Source organism: Paenibacillus sp. FSL E2-0151, assembly GCF_037993015.1.
GTDB classification, from domain to species: Bacteria; Bacillota; Bacilli; order Paenibacillales; family Paenibacillaceae; genus Paenibacillus; species Paenibacillus amylolyticus.
The window spans coordinates 5,947,365-5,969,504 of the sequence record NZ_CP150308.1 but is presented as its reverse complement, the minus strand read 5'-3'; the positions used below and the strand labels follow the sequence as shown (position 1 = coordinate 5,969,504).

At 46.3% G+C, this 22,140-nt stretch carries 13 protein-coding genes and 1 riboswitch; of the genes, 11 read left to right on the top strand and 2 right to left on the bottom strand.

Annotated features, from left to right (window positions below):
• Positions 1-82: 82 nt before the first annotated feature.
• From xylA to MHI55_RS26595, 11 genes are all read left to right on the top strand, one after another.
• Positions 83-1,399, top strand: coding sequence for a xylose isomerase (gene xylA / locus MHI55_RS26645; RefSeq protein ID WP_036606941.1), 1,317 nt, complete (start codon positions 83-85; stop codon positions 1,397-1,399).
• A 732-nt stretch (positions 1,400-2,131) separates the two neighbouring features.
• Positions 2,132-3,625, top strand: a complete 1,494-nt coding sequence (gene xylB, locus MHI55_RS26640) for a xylulokinase (protein WP_076253582.1) — start codon at positions 2,132-2,134, stop codon at positions 3,623-3,625.
• Between the two features lie 223 nt (positions 3,626-3,848).
• Complete coding sequence (locus tag MHI55_RS26635) at positions 3,849-4,565, top strand: glycosyltransferase family 2 protein (protein ID WP_340387593.1); 717 nt, start codon at positions 3,849-3,851, stop codon at positions 4,563-4,565.
• Between the two features lie 11 nt (positions 4,566-4,576).
• Positions 4,577-6,718, top strand: coding sequence for a glycosyltransferase (locus tag MHI55_RS26630; RefSeq protein WP_340387591.1), 2,142 nt, complete (start codon positions 4,577-4,579; stop codon positions 6,716-6,718).
• A 183-nt stretch (positions 6,719-6,901) separates the two neighbouring features.
• Entirely contained in the window at positions 6,902-7,300 is a 399-nt protein-coding gene (locus tag MHI55_RS26625; protein WP_127546709.1) for an Rrf2 family transcriptional regulator, read from the top strand.
• 116 nt (positions 7,301-7,416) lie between these two features.
• Positions 7,417-8,568, top strand: a complete 1,152-nt coding sequence (locus MHI55_RS26620) for an MFS transporter (protein WP_340387589.1) — start codon at positions 7,417-7,419, stop codon at positions 8,566-8,568.
• Positions 8,569-8,719: 151 nt separating this feature from the next.
• A complete protein-coding gene (locus tag MHI55_RS26615; protein WP_047841586.1) occupies positions 8,720-9,346 on the top strand; it encodes a bifunctional 4-hydroxy-2-oxoglutarate aldolase/2-dehydro-3-deoxy-phosphogluconate aldolase in 627 nt (208 codons plus the stop codon).
• A gap of 169 nt (positions 9,347-9,515) precedes the next feature.
• Entirely contained in the window at positions 9,516-10,442 is a 927-nt protein-coding gene (locus tag MHI55_RS26610; RefSeq protein ID WP_340387587.1) for an alpha/beta fold hydrolase, read from the top strand.
• A gap of 227 nt (positions 10,443-10,669) precedes the next feature.
• Positions 10,670-13,063, top strand: a complete 2,394-nt coding sequence (locus MHI55_RS26605) for an S-layer homology domain-containing protein (RefSeq protein WP_340387585.1) — start codon at positions 10,670-10,672, stop codon at positions 13,061-13,063.
• 198 nt (positions 13,064-13,261) lie between these two features.
• Positions 13,262-14,389 (top strand): transglutaminase domain-containing protein, encoded by a 1,128-nt coding sequence (locus MHI55_RS26600; RefSeq protein WP_340387583.1) that lies wholly within the window; start codon positions 13,262-13,264, stop codon positions 14,387-14,389.
• Between the two features lie 163 nt (positions 14,390-14,552).
• Entirely contained in the window at positions 14,553-19,064 is a 4,512-nt protein-coding gene (locus MHI55_RS26595; protein ID WP_340387581.1) for a collagen binding domain-containing protein, read from the top strand.
• Positions 19,065-19,190: 126 nt separating this feature from the next.
• Here MHI55_RS26595 and MHI55_RS26590 read toward each other — a convergent pair whose 3' ends face one another.
• Both MHI55_RS26590 and MHI55_RS26585 read right to left on the bottom strand, forming a co-directional pair.
• Positions 19,191-19,832, bottom strand: a complete 642-nt coding sequence (locus MHI55_RS26590) for a class D sortase (protein ID WP_076319645.1) — start codon at positions 19,830-19,832, stop codon at positions 19,191-19,193.
• 428 nt (positions 19,833-20,260) lie between these two features.
• Complete coding sequence (locus MHI55_RS26585; protein WP_036668017.1) at positions 20,261-21,742, bottom strand: amino acid permease; 1,482 nt, start codon at positions 21,740-21,742, stop codon at positions 20,261-20,263.
• Between the two features lie 119 nt (positions 21,743-21,861).
• A riboswitch (Lysine riboswitch) is annotated at positions 21,862-22,076 on the bottom strand.
• Positions 22,077-22,140: the final 64 nt, after the last annotated feature.

Below are 22,140 nucleotides of genomic sequence, written 5' to 3'. Positions count from 1 at the left end.
TAACCAATAGACAAAGTAAATTCGATGTGATAGGATAACGGTGTAAACGATTTCTTAAAACTATTGAGGAGGCATTTTACACATGGCCTATTTTGAATCCGTTAATAAAATTGCATTCGAAGGTAAAGATTCCAAGAATCCTTTTGCTTTTAAACATTATAATCCGGAAGAAGTGGTAGCCGGCAAATCGATGGAAGAACATTTCCGTTTTGGCATGGCTTACTGGCATACATTAACTGCAGGCGGCAGTGACCCGTTTGGTGCGGAGACAGCTGTTCGTTCGTGGGATAAATACTCGGGTCTGGACCTCGCGAAAGTACGCGTGGAAGCAGCATTTGAATTTTTGGAAAAAATGAATCTCCCGTTCTTCTGTTTCCACGATGTGGACATTGCACCAGAAGGCAACAACCTGCGTGAGTTCTACAGCAACATTGATACAATCGTTGATCTGATTGAAGATCATATGAAATCCAGCGGCAAAAAACTGCTCTGGAACACGGCCAACATGTTCTCGAACCCACGCTTCATGTTTGGTGCGGCTTCTACTTGCAACGCAGACGTGTATGCTCACGCTGCAGCACAGATCAAAAAAGGTCTGGAAGTTGGTAAACGTCTGGGCGCTGAAAACTATGTCTTCTGGGGCGGTCGTGAAGGTTACGACACATTGCTGAACACAGACATGCAACTGGAGCAAGACAACATTGCTCGCATGTTCCACATGGCTGTAGACTACGCGAAGGAAATTGGCTTTGATGCACAATTCCTGATCGAGCCTAAACCAAAAGAGCCAACGAAACACCAATATGATTATGATGCAGCAACTTCGATTGCTTTCTTGCAAAAATACGGTTTGGACAAACACTTCAAACTTAACCTGGAAGCAAACCATGCTACACTGGCTGGTCATACATTTGATCACGAAATCCGCGTTGCTCGTACAAACGGTATGCTCGGTTCCCTCGATGCAAACCAAGGCGACATGTTGATCGGTTGGGATACGGATGAGTTCCCGGTTGATATGTACGATGCTACATTGACAATGTATGAAGTATTGAAAAACGGCGGTATCGGCCGTGGTGGTGTGAACTTTGACGCGAAAGTACGTCGTGGTTCCTTCGAAGCTGACGATCTGTTCCTGGCACACATCGCAGGTATGGACACGTATGCAAAAGGTCTGAAAGTAGCAGCGAAGTTGATTGAAGATCGCGTATTCGATGACTTCATCGAAAAACGTTACAGCAGCTTCAGCGAAGGTATTGGTGCAGATGTGGTTGCAGGTAAAGCAACATTGGCTTCCCTTGCTGAGTATGCACTCAACAACGAAAGCCCACGCAAAAACCAATCCGGACGTCAGGAATTGCTGAGAGCACAACTTAACCAGTACATTCTGGCTGACTAATAGCGCATTAGGAAGGGTTGGTGCACGTCGACCACCGAAGGTTACTCAACACATATGTGTTGGACATTAGTATCCAAACTAGCCTGTGCACAAGATTAGCTTGTACCATGGAACGCCTGAACAAGCATGACATTCGGACCGTCCCCGACTTTCCCTTGGGAAGACGGGGGCGGTTTTTTGATTAAACAAACAACGCTATTTTTTAAAATTTTTGATATAAATGTTTGTCTAAGATGGTGCATGCAGAACGAAGTGAGCAGAAAGGACCCGAGGAAGCGGAGCGTGCGCTAAGAGCTTTCTGAAAGAAAGCTGGCTTCGGAAGCATAGGCTTATCCCCGGATTTGACCCTTGCTAAAGGGTATAAAGGAAATCTGGGGGTAACGGCGATCCGAGGGTTTTCTGATCACGGAGTGACCACATGAGCATCAAGGTTTCATTTATAACCAATGACGAATCAAGGTTATTGGATCAATCTTTCTGTTATAAGAACGAGTATGTTTTACACGTTTCATATCCATGTGTGTCCAATATCATGCATGCAAAACGGAGTGAGCAGAAAGGACCCGAGGAAGCAAAGCGGTCGCATTTATCCCCGGATTTCACCCTTGCTAAAGGGTATAAAGGAAATCTGGGGGTAACGGCGATCCAAGGGTTTTCTGATCACGGAGTGACTTTCATGCGTACTTGGATCTTTCGTGGATATAACCTGTGATAAACGAGAGGAGTTAACCTATGAGTTACGTAATTGGCGTCGATCTTGGAACCAGCGCGGTCAAAACCGTGTTGGTCAATCGCGAAGGAAAAGTGGCATTTGAAGCATCCGAGGCATACCCGTTGTACCAGCCCAAGGCTGGATACAGTGAACAAAATCCCGAAGATTGGGTAGAGCAGACGATTGTTTCCTTGCGTAAATTGCTTGAAGTGTCTGGCGTGCAGCCTTCGGAAATCGAAGGATTGAGCTTCTCGGGCCAGATGCATGGACTGGTCTTGGTAGATGCAGAAGGTAAACCGCTGCGTAACGCAATCCTGTGGAACGATACACGCACAACGGCTCAGTGCCGTCGCATCGAAAAAGTGCTGGATGGCAAGCTGTTAAGTATTGCCCGGAACCGTGCACTGGAAGGCTTTACCTTGCCAAAAATTCTGTGGGTTCAGGAGAACGAGCCTGAATTGTTACAGCAAGCATCCTTGTTCCTGTTGCCTAAAGACTATGTGCGTTATCGCCTGACCGGGGATTACGCTATGGATTATTCTGATGCAGCGGGAACTTTGTTGCTGGACGTTGCAGGCAAACAGTGGAGCGACGAGATTGCAGAAGCTTTCGAGCTGCCAATCTCTCTTTGTCCACGTCTTGTGGAATCGTTTGAGGAAGTGGGCACGTTGCTGCCTGAGATTGCGGATCAAACGGGTCTAGCGGCTGCAACAAAAGTATACGCAGGTGGTGCGGATAATGCGTGTGGTGCCATTGGCGCAGGCATTCTGAGTGAAGGACAGACGATGTGCAGCATCGGAACGTCCGGGGTTGTGCTTTCCTACGAAGAGCGTAAAGATCTCGACTTCGAAGGCAAAGTACACTTTTTTAACCACGGAGAGAAAGATGCCTTCTATATTATGGGTGTAACGCTTGCCGCAGGATATAGCCTGTCCTGGTTCAAGGATACGTTTGCAGCGGATAAATCGTTTGATGTGCTCTTGCAGGGCATCGATCAGATTCCGGCGGGCAGTAACGGATTGTTGTTCACACCATATATCGTTGGGGAGCGTACACCTCATCCGGATGCGAATATCCGTGGCAGCTTCATCGGTATGGATGCAGGGCACAAGCTGGAGCACTTTGGACGTGCGGTGATGGAGGGCATTACTTTCTCGCTACGCGAGTCCATTGATATTCTGCGTGGTGCAGGCAAAACCGTCAATGAAGTCATCTCCATTGGTGGCGGCGCCAAGAACGAAGCTTGGTTGCAAATGCAGGCTGATGTCTTTAACGCCACGATTGTGAAGCTGGAGAGCGAACAGGGTCCAGCGATGGGTGCAGCGATGCTGGCTGCCTATGGCTGTGGCTGGTTCCCGTCTTTGCAAGAATGTGCAACAGCGTTTATTCGTCCAGCGAAGTCCTATGAGCCGAACCCGGAAACGGTTGCCGTCTATGATGGACTGTTCGCACTGTATCAGGAAGTCTATGGACAGACACGTAGTCTCAATGATCGTTTGGCTGAATACCGTTAATTCATTTATTTCACTACATTAATCTTGTGATTACATCTAAAAGCATCCGCGAAGGCGGGTGCTTTTTTTGTCGTTCATCAAGATTAACCCCATGAAAGGTTTACTTGGCCTGCATATCCGCATTCCGGCTCTGCATAGATTGGAAATAGAGGATTGTGATTCGTCCAGGCATCGTGTGTCCGACATTTTAAATAGGTAGAAGCTTGAGCATGGGGGTGAAGCTTTGGATGGACATGAGGAACATGGAAGACCACATATTACCTTGTCGATGATCGTTCGTAATGAAGAAAATCGTTATCTCAGGCAGGCACTGGAGAGACATCGTCCCTGGATTGATCGCGCAGTAATCATTGATGACGGAAGCACGGATGGAACGGTCGCGCTGTGCAGGGAACTTCTGGACGGTATTCCACTCGTATTAGTGGAGAACACTGCTTCACGTTTTGCAGACGAGGTAAGCCTGAGAAAACAACAATGGGAAGAGACGGTGGCGACCAATCCAGAGTGGATTTTGAATCTGGATGCGGATGAGATTCTAACCAGTGACTTTGGGGTGGTACGGGATCTGCTGCTCAGTGGCAATGAAGATGCGATCTATTTCAGATTGTTTGATATGTGGAGTGAGACGCATTATCGGGAAGATAAGTTCTGGCAGGCGCATGCCTATTATCGGCCATTTCTGATTCGTTATCACCCGGGGATGAGCTATGAATGGAAGGAGACACCCCAGCATTGTGGTCGTTTTCCGTTAACGATCCAGCATTGGTCCTATGGATGTCATGCTCCCCGGGTGAAGCACTATGGTTGGGCGCGGGAAGAAGACCGTATCCGTAAATATGAACGCTATCAAGCACTGGACCCTGAAGCAAGATACGGTTGGAAGGAACAGTACGAATCGATATTGGATCAAGAGCCACGACTGTTGGCATGGTTCGAATAAGGAGAGGGGGAGTGAGCACGTTGAAGAAAGAACCGTTACGCAAATCGCAAGAAGAATCCCAACCTCAAATAGAGCTGAATTCACAAGAAAAAGAGAATGAGAAAGAACATCAAAAAGAGGAGCAACATGAGAGCCAGAAAGAGAGCCAGAGTAATCATCCACCGTCCGGAGGTTCTGCTACATCGCAAGAAACCCGCCAATCGGAAAAGCTTGAAGAGCTTGGCCAGGAAAGAATACTGATCGCCAGCCCGGTTCGCCAGACAACTCCAGTGCTCCGTGAATTTCTGGATTCTCTGCATGCACTGGAACGAACAACAGTGAAGACGGACTATCTGTTTGTTGACGATAACGTGGAAGAAGCCGCATCGAATATATTACGTGAATTTGTGCTTCAGCATGAGGGGACGGTTATTCAAGCAGATGAACATGGTAGCGGTAGTCCTGACAACAAAGGGGTGTACAGCAAGGATGAGGGAGGACACTATTGGCAGGATGATCAGATTTGGCGTGTAGCCGGTTTGAAAAATCGCATATTGCAATATGCACGCGACAATCACTACGATGCGGTTTTCCTGATTGATTCTGACTTGGTGCTGCATCCGCGGACGCTGGAACAACTTGTATCGAGTGGCAAAGACATTGTATCCAATATCTTTTGGACCCGCTGGCAGCCGGATGCCAGGGAAATGCCGCAGGTATGGCTGCAAGATGAGTATGCTTTGTTTCGCCGCGGTGGCAAAACATTAGACGGAACCGAGACGGAGGACGAGGGCACGCAAACGACTGCTTTTCTAAATCAGCTACGGATCCCGGGTTGTTATGAAGTTGGAGGGCTAGGGGCATGTACTCTTATTCGCAAAAATGTTCTGGCAGCAGGAGCTTCATATGACCAGATTCCCAATGTATCCTTCTGGGGCGAAGATCGTCATTTCTGCATCCGTGCTCAAGCACTGGGTTTTCGTTTGTTCGTTGATACTCATTTCCCTGCGTACCACATCTATCGATTGTCCGAACTGCCGGGGGTTTCCGCCTTTAATCGCAGGGCGAGAAGAGGTGAGGAGACGATCAGTATTACCCTGTGTATGATTGTGAAAAATGAAGAAGCTTCCCTTGCGAGATGTCTGGACTCGGTCAACGGTATTGCCGATGAGATTGTAATCGTGGATACCGGATCAACGGATCGTACCCGTCAGATTGCTTCCAGATATACGGATCGTATCGTTGATTTTGAATGGGTGGATGACTTTGCAGCAGCACGCAACTATGCCTTCGATCAGGCAAAGAGTGAATATATTCTGTGGCTGGATGCAGACGATGTGTTCGAACCGGAAGATCGGGCGAAACTGATCGCCTTGAAACGTTCGCTGGACCCGGATGTTGATAGTGTCACAATGGATTATAATCTGTCATTCACAGCAGATGGCAAGGTAGCCTACAGCCTGCGCCGGAATCGTCTGGTGCGTCGGGATCGGCAATTTCGCTGGATTGGCGCGGTCCATGAATATCTGGCTGTAGCGGGCAATCTGCTGCATAGTGATATAGCGGTTACCCACAAGAAAGATAAGGTGTATACCGATCGTAATCTGCGGATCTATCGCAAAAGGGAACAGGCCGGAGAGGAATTCGGGCCGCGTGACTTGTACTATTTCGGTAATGAGCTGAAGGACCATGGACAGCATGAGGATGCGGTGAAGTACTATGAGAAGTTTCTGGATACCGGATTGGGCTGGGTGGAAGATCAGATCGCTGCTTGCCAGAAAATTGCGGATTGTGAAGCTGCACTTGAACATCCGGAACAGGAAGTCACGGCGTTGTTCCGATCATTTGCCTATGATTTGCCAAGAGCCGAGATTTGCTGTCGATTGGGTGGTTATTTTGCCGACCGTGAAGATTATCGCAAGGCCCTGTTCTGGTACGAACAGGCGACTCGTGCTGTACGTCCTGATGACCCTATGGTAGTGCTGAATGAAGCAGCTTGGACCTGGATGCCGCATCTGCAACTATGTGTGTGTTATGACCGGATGGGTAACCGTGCCAAGGCCCGGGAACATAATGATATCGCACTCGCCTATCATCCAACACATCCAAGCATGTTATATAACGATCGATACTTTAAAGATTTGGAGAAGGATAACGTATTGGAAAATGCCTAAAGCATGCATATAGATTGGAACTGTAGGTATAGATATTGCTGGAACAGTTGTTTGTAACAAGAGCCTCCTCTGATAAAAGAGTGGACGCAATGTGCCACTTTTATGAGAGGGGGTTATTGACGTAATTGTATTAAAGGAGTTATTGTAGATATATTAAGTCTTTTATTAGGGAGGAATGAGATGATGAAGTATTCCAAAGCTACCAATTACGCCCTGCACACGATGCTTTTTCTTGCGGCATCCAATTCAGATAAACCTGTGGGTGTGCAGCAGCTTTCAAAGTGGCAGAATGTTTCACCCACATATCTGTCCAAGATTTTAACCAAATTGACGAAAGAGGGGATGATTCATTCTTCATCTGGTGCCCATGGCGGGTATACACTTCAGGAGAAGTGGGAGGATCTTACGTTTTTGGACATCATCCAGGCCATTGAGGGTACAACCTCTCTGTTTGATTGTTGTCATCATAAACAGGGATGCTTAATTCAAGAAACCATGATCACTGCCGAAGGACAGATGGAAGAAGTGTTTAAAAATCGAAAATTATCTTCGATTGCCGGTAAAATATCAATGATGCATTAAATATTTTTTTGTTTTTTTAATAGATATAATTTGTCTTTTATATCTATTATAAATTTCAACAAACGAATATATCCAGAAGATTTCACACACTATTCTTTTGAATAAAGGAGATTGAAATGAATTCATTTATTATCTATTTATTGGCTTTAGGAGCCTTTGTTGTGGGAACAGCCGAATTTGTCGTATCTGGCGTTTTAGATATTATTGCCCGCGATTTACAGGTTTCGATCTCATTAGCGGGACAATTGGTCACCGTATATGCACTATCTCATGCATTGGGAGCCTGGGCTCTGGTCATGCTGACTTCCAAGTTACAACGTAAAAAAGTACTTCTGTATTCCATGCTTATTTTTATCTTGGGAAATATCATTGCATTCTTCAGTTTGAACTTTGGCATGCTTATGTTCTCACGCATCGTATTGGCCATGAGTGGTGGTCTATATTTTGTCCTAGCCACGAACTATGCTGCAAGACTAGCTCCTTCTGGCAAACAGGGTAGTGCCATTGCAACTGTCATCACAGGATTCACCGTTTCATTGGTATTAGGAGTGCCGATTGGTACCTTCATTGCTGCCTACATGGATTGGCATTACGTTTATATCATGATTGCAATTATCGCATTTACTAATTTCATGCTGTTGTACAGATTTATTCCTCGAATGGAGGGTAACCCGTCTCTCTCCCTGAAGCAACAATTATTGATTATCAAAGATAAAAAGGTTATCACCGGATTATTAACGACTGTTTTCTGGATTCTGGGCTACACCATGGTATTTGCTTATATCGCTCCACTTTTAAGTTCTGTAGCCGACTTTTCAATAGAAATGATTAGTACGGCGTTACTTATATTGGGTGTATTTGCATTCATAGGTTCCCGTCTTGGTGGCTATGCGGTAGATCGATGGGGACCTGTTCGCACGATTCCAATCAGTTTGATTATTCATGCTGGTGCCCTCTTTATTTTGCCCATCACAGCAGGTTCCACAATAGGTATTCTTCTGACCATCATGATTTGGGGCACAGCTGCCTGGATAACAACGCCCGCGAATCAGTTCTATTTGATAACATTGAGACCACAGTCTTCTGAAACAGTCCTGAGTTACAATACGGCAGTAATGAACATAGGTATGACTTTCGGTGCCGGATTGGGAGGTGTAGTTGTGAAATACAATTCCGTTCAAAATTTGGGGTGGATTGGTGGTATGGTCCTGCTGTTGGCTTTGGCGATTGCCCTTGTTTCCTTCAGGTTGACTACAAAACCAAGTTGAATTCAATGTCTTTTTAAAAGGAAGAAGTGAATATTGGATCAAATGATTTCATCCAGGAGAGGATATGCCTTACAATAATGAATAACGGAAAAGCGGTGACCATGATTGCCTGTCTTCGGCTGCCGAATTGATGAAGCAAGGGGAACTGGATATGAATTTGACGGAAGTACTATTGGAGTCAAGGCTGGTTGCGATTGTGCGCGGTATAAGCCGCGAAGCGGCAGTAACAGCTGGACAAGGTATGACAGGTGGCGGCATCCGACTAATGGAAGTCACACTGAACACACCTGGAGCACATGATATTATTGCAGACTGGCGTGAGCGGCATGAAGGAAAGGCTTATGTTGGAGCGGGTACGGTACTGAATGTGCAGATGGCGAAGGAAGCAGTCGCTGCAGGAGCACAATTTCTGGTGTCTCCCAATGTCGATCTGTCTGTCATTGAATATGCTGTAGAACATGGTGTCGAGATCTGGCCTGGAGCCATGACACCTACGGAGATTGTCGCTGCCCATGAAGCGGGAGCACGAGTTGTGAAGTTGTTTCCGATGGCGAGTCTGGGCATACCGTATCTGCGGGAGATCAAAGCTCCACTGAATCATATTCCACTGCTGGCAACAGGTGGTGCCACACTGGAGAATATTGCTGATTATTACGCAGCAGGCGCTGCTGCAGTGGGTCTGGGAAGTGCACTTTTACCACGAGAAGCTCTTGTGGCAGGAGATCATGAGCAGATTGCAGCATGTGCACGGAGATTTGTGGAAGCAGCTGAAGCCTAGGTTTCCAACGTCAGATGAGGGATATGTATATTTGGGTATATATATGAAGGTGCCTTTAGATTAATTGTTGGATTAATCTTTATCATAAAAACCCATGTCGCTTAACGTGCCGTTCATTCTATTGTTTTATGATGGATGTATGCCAGAATTCGGAGAGGAGAGATGCCCTGTGAAAGCTAAAACAATGATAGGCGGCATGCTCGCCGTGGCCGCAGTAACGGCAGGTGGATTATGGAAGGCAGCGGTAAAGAGCCAAACCCCCAAGAAGATTCCAATCACACTCACACCCCCAATGCCATTTGAGGATGTGACCTTTGACAGTGGGGGAGGTCGGGTGCATGGCTGGTTCATCCCGGCCAGTGCCGACATTCCGAAACCATGGCCGCTCGTTATTATTGCACATGGCTGGGGCTCCAATCGCTCCCGTGTTCTTCGTTACGCACGTCCGATCTGGGAAGCTGGATATGCCTTATTTATGTATGATGTGCGTAGTCATGGGGCCAGTGATCCGGTTCGTGCTGCATCTGCCTACCTGTTCCGGGATGATCTGCTCGCGGCATTGCAGTATACGACTGCACGACCAGAGATTGATGCGGATGCCATCGGAGTGCTTGGTCATTCTTTGGGGGGATTGGGTACGATTCTTGCAGTGACGGAGGGAATTCCTGTATCAGCAGTGATTACGGACTCGATGCCATCGCAATTTGAAGTAATCGTCAGTGCAGAGCTGAGACGCCGGCGTCTGCCCTTGTTTCCACTGGCCCAGTTAATTCCGAGAATCTGGTTCTGGCGACTGGGTGAATCTCTGAAATCTTATCGTCAGCGTGATCCGGTGATGATGCTGAATGAACGGCGCAGGGGGATGCAACTGCCGATGCTTATGGTGCACTCCAAGGGAGATAATTTCATTCCCCCGAGTGAGCTTGAATATTTTATGTCCAAAGCCGATCCGCCTGTTGAACATCTATGGGTCAACAGCGGAGGACACAGTTGTTCTGAGGAAGATCCCACCTTCTGGGACACCGTTATTCCATTTTTGAAAACCCATGTCCAAGGTCAGGCGAAGTTGAACGATTCGTCTAAAGCGAGTAGTTGACAAGGTAGATTCAGCCTACATAAGAGTGCAGGCTAACAGATAAAACGCCAACGTAATTGGCGTTTTTTTTGCTGTTACTAGCAATATGCAGAAATTCACATTTGTAAAATTGCCCGGAAAACGACGATTAAAAAGGAAGCTTATGGTATCATAGAATAGACTGGCAATATTCATGCGAGGTTATTTGTTATGCTTCTTTGTATGAAATTGAAGGGAGAGGTCCAGATTTGAGTTTGAATTGGAAGTTTAATCTACGTTTGAAAATGTTCGCAACCAAAGCAACAACCGCAGCGATGGCAACACTGCTGCTTGCTTCGCAAACACCAGGTTTTGCAGGCAGTGCATCAGCCGCGCAAGCAGAGCAGTTGACCGCAGCGACAACGGGGGAAAATGAACAACTAGACGCAACGAGCAATGACGTGCCTGAGGGAGCGAAAATCTCATCCAGGCAAGCCAGTGAAAATATACTGAAATTATTTCCATTATTAAAAAAAGCAACGATCTCATCTGCACGATTCGATTCACCTAATTCCTATCCACCGCCAGACTACAAGGCGTGGGAGATCGGGTTCCAGATTACACAAGGTAATCATACGTCGGGATTCAGTGGAACTGTACATGCAGGCACAGGGGAAGTGTTAAGTGTACATTTGCCGTCGGATATCCTGGATAAACATGTCTCGGAATCAGATGTGAAGTTAACCAAAGCTCAAGCTGAAGAAAAGGCCGTGACACTGTTGTACCAAGCGATTCCGGGTCTTAAGGACAATGAATATGCTCCGCTTGGAGATCTGTATTCTTCCATCGAACAAGAGTCATTGTTTGGCAGAACAGAGTATCGATACGGGTACCAGTTAAAACATGATGGATTGTTATCTGACGCAGAGACAGTCTACATTAATGTGGATGAAAGTGGTTTGGTGACAGGTTACTCACGGGGTACTATTGAAGCCAAGTATCCCTCATCGAAACCGGCAGCTTCAGAAGAGAAGGCCAGACAGCAGTTTGAAGAACAGTTCGATGTGGAGCTGGCTTATATCGCCAAAGATCGTCTATCTTCCAAACAGGGTCAGCAGTATTACCTTGCATATACACCAAAAAATATCAGTATCATTCCGATTGAAGCCAATACGTTGGAACGGATTAATACATTAACAGGTAAAGCTGTAGATGAAGATTCTTTGCAGCAGGATACGAAGTTAAAAGGTGATGTAACGCCTTTTGTCCCGGCCAATGGTACGAGGTTAAATGTTCAGCAGGCCGCCAATCGGGTCGCAACAAACTTTGATATTCCCAAGGGATATAAGCTGGAGCATAACCAGCTGGGCAAGGGATATTACTCAAGTCCGAACAATCAGGTGTGGAGTCTGAGCTGGAGCGATCGAAGTGCCAATATGTCCTATATGTTCATGCGGGATATCTCAGCACAGGTAGATGCAGTTACCGGGCAGATCTACAGTTATACGATGATGCAACGAATGGGACCGGAGATGGAACAGGAGAAGCCGGCTGAGGAGAAGGCAGGCAAATTGGTAACCCGGAAGCAGGCTGAGAAACTGGCGATGGACACGGTGATTGCGCTAGTTCCAGACGCAACGGAGCAGTTCCGACTGGCTAACGTGATTGAGGTGGATGATGCTCGCACATTTTTGTTCCAGCGTTATCTGAACGGAATTCCGGTTAAGGAAGATACGGCACAAGTACAGGTGTTAAACAACGGGACGATTAACGAGTTCTATACACGTATTGCGGCAACGCCTGAACAACTGCCAGCAGATGTTAAGCCAGCCATCAGTTATGAAGAGGCCAAGGCACTCTATCTGGAGGAATTCAAGCTGATCCTCGCATATTCCCGTTATGGCGGATATGGTATGAACGGTGGTCAAGTCATCCCAGCGGGGGTGAACCTTGCTTATATGCCTACACGTGATGAGAATTCGATCTATGGCAACTATGAAGCGCTGGATGCGAACACAGGGGAGTGGAAGCTTTTATACGGGGACACAAGCTCTGCAACCAAGGCTGAACCTACGGATATCTTGGGTCATGTGGCCGAAGCAGCTCTACGCAATATGACCCAGCATGGCGTATTGCTTGCTGATGAACAGGGACGCGTATTCCCGGATCGTGTGATCACCCGAGGAGATTGGTTTAACTATCTGGCAAGAGCGATTAATCCAAATATGGATCTGTACTACAGTGGGGACGGAGATGACAAGTTATACGCTGATGTGACACCTGACAGCCCGTATTATAAGGCAGTTCGGGCATTAATCGATCAGCGCTGGCTTGCCGGAGCGGACCCTGAACAGAATTTGAATCCGCAGGAAGAGATGACACGTGAAGAATTGGCAGTGCTGCTCGTACGTATTTTACGCTATGAGAAGCTGGCCGGATTCTATTCGTTGCCATCGGATCTTCCCAACATTGCGGATGCAAGTGCCATTACGAGTAAGGGAGCGGTCTCCCTGAGTCTGAAGCTGGGATTGCTTCCTTCGATTGAAGGACGATTCATGCCTGCACGTAAAGTGACGGTAGCTGAAGCGTCACAGGTATTGGAACGGCTGGCGAAGCTTCAAGGTAAGACAGATACGTTTATGAGTGGTAATCGCCTGTATTAGACGAGGAATCACTCATATCGTGACCAAACGAAACATAGGATGAAGATAACGGGTAATCGTGATTCAATGAACTAAAGATCAAAGGGACCTTCCATAGAAGGTCTCTTTTGATTTGCTTTGACAAAACTACAATGACGACAGAGCCTTTTGTGATACAATAGGGCGTGAGAACTTTGCAAAGAAGGGTGGGTTCCTTTCATGGGTAAGAACGGGAAACGAATTATCACCATACTGCTGGCAGGCTGTCTGATTGCTGTAGCATTACCACGTACGGTTGATCTGGATCAACTGTATGCTGCATCAGGGACATCAGATATATCCACGGCAACAGATTTGCGCCAGACCTTGCTTACCGCAATGTCACAGCGAACGGAGGAACTTGTTTTTACATACAAAGGCAATGTGAAAGGCCTCAAAAAACAATTACAAACCTCCATCGATGAGGCAATGAAGAGTGACCCCTATATCCAATACACCGTTAAAAGTTATGCATTTAATTATAAAGGCTCCAATGTGTCGGCCGAGGTGCATGTGACTCTCTCCTACCGGGAGACCAAGGAGCAGACCGATTATGTGAATCGTAAAGTCACAAACGTGTTGAAAGAGATCGTCAAACCAAGCATGACGGATCATGAGAAGGTCAAGGTCATCCATGACTGGATTGTACTTAACCTTTCCTACGATACTTCGTTGAAGAAATATACGGCCTACGACGGGCTTGTTACAGGCAGTACCGTCTGTCAGGGATATTCACTGTTGGCATATCGGATGCTGGAGCGAGTAGGTATCGATAACCGGATTGTGGAAGGTACAGCGGGCGGGCAGCTTCATGCCTGGAATATCGTGAGCCTGGACGGCAAGTGGTATCACATGGACACCACCTGGGATGATCCTACCCCTGACCGCAAAGGTAAGGTTAGCCACAGCTACTATTTGCTGAGTGATGATGAGATGGCACGTGACCATATCTGGACAGGCAAAAGCAAGTACCCCGCTGCGCCAGCCCCATATCGAGAAGCTTTATTAAAGCTGGTGAAGGCTGGAGATAGCAAAAAAGCCGCTTATCAGAAGCTGTACCACGCTCTGGACTATTCCCTGTATGATGAACAGGATGCGGTTAAAGGCCATGCTGCGCTGAAGACCAAGGTTCAGAGTAAGCTGAAGGAAGGCGGAACCTCGCTCACGTTCAGGTACAAGGGTACGGAGGCTGGGCTGATTGAAGATTTGCAGGATTTGTACCAACTTGGCATGAAATCGATATCTTATTATGTATCCAAAATGGAAGGTACTACGGATCTGCGCGTCAAAATTAACTGGACACTATAACAACCATTTGAACAGGATGCTCCGATTGAGGAGTATCCTTTTTTGTGTTCAATTTTGTGTTCAAAAACGAGGATTTTAGTGTTGTCTATTTTTTGTATATGTCGCTTTGCTATTCTAATCTTCGGCGTATGCCAACACTATGTACGAGGAGGATATGCAAACAATGAGGAAAAAAGTGAGCATAGTGATCATTGCTCTGTTACTGGTCACGCAAATGATGCAGGGTTGGATATTTACACCAACAATGCATGCTCAGGATGAATTAACTAATTTGCCAGCCAGTGCAATCAGCGATACAGCGTCAGAAGAAGGTTTGGCAGATTCGGAAGAGGTGGACAACGTTGACGTTGCTGCCACTCCGGAAGAAGAGGGGGAGGGAAACCTCAACCAGAGCAGTTTAGCAATGGCAGCTGCAGGTCCGGTAATTACAGATCAATTGATTACCAGTGTGCAGATGTACAATCAGGCACCAGAAGACAACGGGAATGGCACGATTGAAGTCAAAGGAGATAAAATCGGGGATATTCGACCACGCATTCAGGATGAGGTGGCTGTAGTCTTTACATGGGGACTTGCAGATGACAACCACAACTACAGCGATGGCTCTACGTTCACCTTTAACTTGCCCGATAAATTCATCATCGGATCGCAGCTTAAGGGTAATCTGGATGGCGGTGTTGGAGAGTATGTGGTGAATCCAGATGGCACAATCATCTTTACCTTTAATGAACTGATCGAGCATGCGAAGCTGGAAGGTAACTTCTACGTGTGGATCAAGTTCGATGAGAGCAAGATGGAAGATGGCTTGAAACAACAGATAGACTTTAGTTCCGTAGGGCAGGGCATCATTGATGTACATTTTGCCAACACAGCCGTAGATAAGTTGAAGAAATCGGGAAGCGCAAACAAAGAGAACTTCAACTCGGATGAAATTAAATGGACTGTAGATTTTAACCAAGGTGAGAAGGCTATGAAAAATGCTGTTCTTGCAGACACGTTCCCAACAGGGCTAGAGCTCAAGGGCGATATCGAAATTCGCGAATTGGAAGTGCAATTGAATGGATCTGTTAAAGAAGGCCCAGTAGTTCAAACGGAACCACAGTTTCCAATTCAATTGGGAGATACAGATAAGGCCTATCGTGTAACCTATACGACAAGTGTTAAAGCACCAACCACTGCTCCGTTCACTAACGTGGAGTATCAAAACCAGGTTGCGCTTACAACAGATCAGAGCGAGCACAACGAAACAGATATTGGCCGAGTTCGTGTGAGTTTTAATGAGCCTTTGAACAAATCAGGGCAAGATAGTGCGTATGATCCGGTGACACAGACGGTCACATGGAAAGTACAATATAACTACAATCAGCAAGAAATTATGCAAACGAATGCATGGATTGAAGACCGCTTTGATACGGCAAAACAGCAACTGATCAACAATTCCGTCAAAGTGTATCAAGTGGACATTAATGCAAGTGGAGCGGCTTCCAACAGAACACTGATCAATCCAAATGAATACACACTCGAAGCGATGGGTACAGGGTTCGATAATGGCTTCAAATTACATTTTAAGAATGATATTACAAAGGCCTATGAGATCGAATATGATACTCAATCTATTCATCGTGTGTATACAAACGACACCATTACGAACACAGTGAACATGTATGATGGTACTTCCAAAACAGGCCGAAGAGATATTCAGGAAGTCATTTTTGCAAAGAGTGTAAAAAGTGAAAACTTCAACACAAAAGAAATCGAATGGCAGATTGTTTTGAACCGTGATTTGCAGGACATGACGGATATCGTCATCACCGACAATTACGAAGGCAGACATATGAAACTGATTCCGGGTAGTCTTCAAGTGAGTGGTGTTAACAAAGAGGACTTTGAACTGACTCCAGACCCGGCTGATCCAACGTATGAAAAAGGATTCTCACTTCGCTTGAAAGACGGCGTAACGCTCAGTACGGAGCATGTTATTACTTATAAGACAAGCTTTGATCCCACAGCGGGTATGCCAACGAATGATGAATATCGCAACTCAGCCAAGATCGATTGGGAAGAGTCTGATGTAAAACAGACTTCGATTACAAAATCTGCTGCGGTCAAACCGCAGGACTACACGATTCAAAATGGTAACAAAAAGGGTGAATATAGCGCCAAAGATAAAAAGATCACCTGGACAATCGATGTAAACTACAATTTGTTTGATATTCAGGACGCAATCCTTAAGGATGCTTACACTGGAGACCAATCTTTCGTAGACAGCTCATTGAAAGTTCATGAGTTAGAGTTGCAGGGAGCCAATAATGTTACTGCTGTAGGTAGCGAGGTTCCGCTCACACCTGGTCAATTCCAGCTGAACCCGGACGGTAAAAGTTTTGTGTTGGATCTGGGTAACATGGGCAAAATGGCTTATCGCATTCAGTACCAAACAAGTCTGGATGGACCATATTCTGTCGCAGGCGCATATGCCAACCAGGCTGTTCTGACGGATGGTGAGGGTGGTGCAATACGATTTAATAGATCAGCCAGTGTTACACCTGCCAACGGTGGTGTATACGTGCGCAAAGCAGGCAAGCAAGAAGGTACAACGGATAAAGCATCATGGACGGTAAATATCAATCCAAGTCAATCTTTCATTCCTGCGGGTAATCAATTAACAGATACCTTGTCAGAGAACCAGATTTTATTGGCTGATTCATTGAAATTATATGCAACCAATTTACCTGCCAACAATTCAGGCAATGTATCCACCAAAGCTGGACTTGTTGATCCGGCTGATTATGAATTGAATGCAGAGGGCAATACATTTACCTTCACCTTCAAGAAAGATATCCATACCGCATTCATTTTGGAATATCAGTCTTATATTAATGCCGATCATGGCGCCCGAATTGAGAATAAGGTTGAATTTGCAGGCCAATCTTCCTCGGTAATCGGAGAAGGTAATCAGTCGGGAATCAAAGTTTCCTTAGCTGGAGCTGGTGGAGGAGCCTCTACAGGTCTGGGCAAAATCAGAATTCACAAAGTCAGTGATACAGGAGTTCCGCTGGAGGGGGCAATATTTGCAATCTATAATGCTTCTGGAACTACGCTTCTGGAAACATTGAAACCAACGGACGAGAATGGTGTGGTTGAAAGCTCCAGAAACTATCGATTAAACAATCTAACCAACGGTGTACCTTATAAGTTAAAAGAATTATCTGCACCGGCAGGATATTTGGTTGATCCTGAATATGGCTCTGCCTCAGGTAAAACGATTGAATTCAAGGATGCGGATATCGCTTTTGAAATTGAAAATAAAAAGATTCGTCAAGGGTTTGAATTAACCAAGGTAGATGCGGTGGACTCCTCCAAGACACTTAAGGGTGCAACTTTCGAATTGTACTCCAAGGACGGCGCAACGCGAGAGAAAATCGATGAGTTAACGACAGGGGAAGATGGAAGGATCGCCAAAGGTGGACTGTCGCCAGGGGATTATGAGCTGGTAGAAGTCGTGGCACCTGAGTTTTATCAATTGGATGCTACACCAATTCCGTTTACGATTGTAGAGAATCAGACGGAGAGTATTACATTGACGAAGTCTAATGCAATGGGTGCAGGTGGTAAACTTGTCGTTACCAAAGTAAATGCCAAGGATAAGTCCGTATTAAGCGGAATTGAATTCGAATTGCGTGATCGTTCCAACATTGTCATCGATACAAAAGTAACCGACCTAAATGGGGTCATTGAATTCGATGGTTTGGACTATGGTTCATATACATTGGTAGAGACCAAGGCAGAAGGCTTTGTTATTGAACAGCCGGAGACCCTTGTATCTATTATCAAACCGGAAACTCAAATAACCATTGAAAATAAAAAAAATGATCGTTCTGTGAAATTGATTAAAACCAATGCGGGTCGAACTCAGCACCTTCAAGGAGCTGTATTTGAATTACGGGCTCAGACTGCATTGATGGATGCAAATGGGAATTGGGAGTTCCACAAGGTAACAGGTCTAGATGAAGCTACATTGACAACCAATCAACAAGGTGAAATTGTACTTGAAGGCTTGGATATCAATAAATATCAGTTGGTTGAAATAAAAGCGCCTAACGGATACATGTTGGAAACAACACCCGTACCATTTGAAATTACGAACATACAAACAGAAGCCGTAGTTGTGGAAAAAACAAATCAGGTTATCCCGGTATCGGGTGGTGGGTCTAGTGGACCTTATAATCCGGGAACACCTACTACGGGTGTAACACCAGATCCAGAGAAACCAGTAACTCCGGAACCAGGAAAACCAAATCCGTCGGTTCCAGGCACAGTTGTAACTGAACCTACAGAGTCTGGGGGAGGAAGCGAAAGTCCGACAGATGAAGATTCCGGGGTAGTGACACCGACACCAGGCGATTCCAACGGTGACGATACTGCACCTCCAGTTGGGGATACAGATGCACCTGATGGGGATGGTGCACTTGCACCTCCTGCTGGAACGGATACAGATGGATCACAGGGCAATGGAAATTCCGCATCACAGCCAAACGGAAATTCTGGATCTCAGGGAATGCTGCCACAAACAGGTGAAGAGAGCACAATGGCTTACACTGCTGTGGGCATGATGCTGATGGCGCTAGGTAGCGCGGGATTCATGTACTTCCGCCGCAGAAAACAGCTTCATCGCTAGATCGAAACACGCAGTATCTAAAATTCATCGTGTGAGATAGAAATACCCTCTAGCAATCACTACGAAGACTTAGCGTCGACGTGTGAATATGCTAAGAGGGTATTTTTGGGTGATATTTAGGGAGGATCAGGTCCCCGTAACAGTTGGTTTCACTGCAATAGCTCTTACAATTAGGCGATGTGTTGGATTGACGAGTGGATCACAGGTAATCAAGGTAAGGACCTGTCCAAGCCCGGGATCCTCCAGCACAGATAAGTCAGTTGGCTCCACAACGGATATCTGATCTACCTTGTATTGAATAATCGTTCGATCTGCCAGGGTGACTTCCATAGAATCACCAATCTGTAGTTCTCCCAGACGATTGAACAGCCGTCCTTTTTTGTGGGCGCGATGAGCCGCTATGGCAGCATTACCTTTGTTCCCGATACGGGTGGTTTCAACAAGATGGGTTGCAGCTACCTTCATGTTGGCTTCCGTTGCACCCTCCAGAATCGGTAAGCGGACATCAATCTTGTCAATCGATAACACCCCCAACGTATCCGATGAGGCCTCTTGCACTGTACCTGTATTGTCAGTAGTTGGCTCGGCAGAAGCTGCATCCTGTATGCCTTGTTCGAAGGAGTGATTAAGCTTAGACAAGCCGTTTTGCAATTGCTCCAGATCGTTCATGACACGGGTTTGCTGCCAGTCATAATACGTTTCCCGCAGGAAAGGAAAGCTGATGATCAGGATGCCCAATAGAACGAGCAGAATAGAGAATTTTTTCATTATACACCAACTCCCATTGTCCAAGAAAAATAGTATACCTTTCTCTATTTTACTTACCGACCTATACAAAATATGGACAGGACGAAAGGACGTACAGGAATTGATCAGGGAAAGAGTAGACCCAAAACAAAACCTCCCCGTTTCACTACAGTAGGAAAACTGCAACGCCAAGGGGAGGTTTTTTTAATATGAAGTTAAATCGTATCAGCTGTATAAGCTGAACTAACCATTTACATGAGAACGTAGAGGACAGAAATAACGTGAAGAAGCGAAGCTAAAAGCTTTCTGCAAGAAAGCTACTTCGTAAGCATACGCTGCGCCTTTATCACCAGATTTTCACCTTTGTAAAAGTGAATCAAAAAATCTGGGGATAACAGCGATCGGAAGGTTATTCTGTCATCGAAGTGGCAAGTGTAAATATTGCTTCGTTAGTGCTTACCAGTTGGTGAATCGGTAGGTGTGAAATCACATTCCTGCAGCGGCACCACTTTGGTCTTTTTGATCCATTTGTAACCGAGCCACAACACCAGGAACAGGGGTACGCTCAAGTAGGCAACGATGGCTCCACTCCAGTCGATCTGATCACCCGTGAATGCCTGATAGTTCTGTCCGATGATCACGATGATACACAGGACAAAAGCAAAGATCGGCCCAAACGGGAACCAGCGTGCACGGTAAGGCAGATCGCTCAGATCCCTGCCTTGTGCAACGTATGCACGACGGAAGCGATAATGACTGATAGCGATACCCAGCCAAGTGATAAAACCACACATCCCGGATGCATTCAACAACCAGGTGTACACAATCCCATCTCCAAACAGGGAGGCAAGGAATGCCAACATACCAACGGCTGTTGTAAGCAAAAGTGCATTCATTGGAATGCCTTTTTTATTCAGCTTGCCGAGGAAACGAGGGGCTTTACCATCACGGGCAAGAGCATAGAGAACCCGGCTTGAAGCATACATGCCTGAGTTACCGGCAGAGAGTACAGAAGTCAGAATAACGGCATTCATGACGGAAGCCGCAATGGCGAGGCCAGCTTTCTCAAACACCAGTGTGAACGGGCTGACACCGATATTTTCCAGGTCACCTTTGAGCAGATTCGGATGAGTATACGGGATGATCAAACTGATCACGGTAATCGCCAAAATGTAAAAAATCAGAATGCGCCAAAATACCTGACGAATTGCACGAGGGACATTCTCGCGCGGGTTTTCACTTTCACCGGCAGCTACTCCGATAAGCTCGGTACCTTGAAATGAGAATCCAGCAGCCATGAACACACCAAGCACAGCGAAGAATCCGCCATGGATGGGCGCATCACCGATGGTGAAGTTGCTGAAACCAACGGCTTCTCCGCCCATAATACCAAAGATCATGAGCACACCAACGGCCAGGAAGATGATAACAGTAGCGACTTTGATAATGGCGAACCAGTACTCGGACTCTCCATAACCTTTAACAGACAACACGTTCAAGGAAAAGATCAGCACGAGGAACAATAAGCTCCATAACATGGATGAACTGTCGGGGAACCAGTATTTAATGAGTACAGTAGCGGCAGCAAGCTCTGCTGCAATGGTTACCGCCCAGTTGTACCAAAAGTTCCAGCCCATGGCGAACCCGAGAGCAGGATCGACAAAACGTGCGGCATACGTATTAAATGAACCGGAGTCCGGCATAAAGGTAGCAAGCTCACCAAGGCTGGTCATTAGGAAATAAACCATGATGCCAACGGCCACATAGGCAATTAATGCTCCACCAGGGCCTGCGGTTGAGATGGCGGTACCACTTGCGAGAAACAGCCCGGTACCAATTGAGCCACCGAGGGCGATCATCGTCATATGGCGTGCGCGTAATCCTTTTTTCAGGGAAGGTCCAGTTGTTGTTGGGTTACTGCGGTCTTGCATGGAAACACTCCTTCATTCGATATACTGATGTTTGCGATACTTGAATTCATAAAAACAAAAAGACCACAGGCATCAGCCTGCGGTCTTTAATATTTCAATGTCCGCACCATGTCCCAGATGATTAAGATAGCTCAACACAGAAGAATTCATACCTTATATAAAGGAAATGTACTTCCGTGACAGTTCTGCGCCTTTCGACAGCAGCCCCAGCTCACTGGACCGTATAAGGAACGTCCAGCGAGCTTCGGCGGGTACACCTTTCGGCTGATCTCATAAGCGGCTCCTTAGCGCCTCCATCAGCGTACTGATCGCACCCGCGACCTCTACCTCACCATCAATGGATGAGGTGTATCTATTGTCTATGAAATTATGAACAACACAACTTAACACCGTGTGTC

Excerpts from the sequence above, each read along its gene's own strand:
- xylA (WP_036606941.1), top strand. The coding sequence starts at position 83 with ATGGCCTATTTTGAATCCGTTAATAAAATTGCATTCGAAGGTAAAGAT.
- xylB (WP_076253582.1), top strand. The coding sequence starts at position 2,132 with ATGAGTTACGTAATTGGCGTCGATCTTGGAACCAGCGCGGTCAAAACC.
- MHI55_RS26625 (WP_127546709.1), top strand. The coding sequence starts at position 6,902 with ATGAAGTATTCCAAAGCTACCAATTACGCCCTGCACACGATGCTTTTT.
- MHI55_RS26620 (WP_340387589.1), top strand. The coding sequence starts at position 7,417 with ATGAATTCATTTATTATCTATTTATTGGCTTTAGGAGCCTTTGTTGTG.
- MHI55_RS26615 (WP_047841586.1), top strand. The coding sequence starts at position 8,720 with ATGAATTTGACGGAAGTACTATTGGAGTCAAGGCTGGTTGCGATTGTG.
- MHI55_RS26600 (WP_340387583.1), top strand. The coding sequence starts at position 13,262 with ATGGGTAAGAACGGGAAACGAATTATCACCATACTGCTGGCAGGCTGT.
- MHI55_RS26595 (WP_340387581.1), top strand. The coding sequence starts at position 14,553 with ATGAGGAAAAAAGTGAGCATAGTGATCATTGCTCTGTTACTGGTCACG.
- MHI55_RS26590 (WP_076319645.1), bottom strand. The coding sequence starts at position 19,832 with ATGAAAAAATTCTCTATTCTGCTCGTTCTATTGGGCATCCTGATCATC.
- MHI55_RS26585 (WP_036668017.1), bottom strand. The coding sequence starts at position 21,742 with ATGCAAGACCGCAGTAACCCAACAACAACTGGACCTTCCCTGAAAAAA.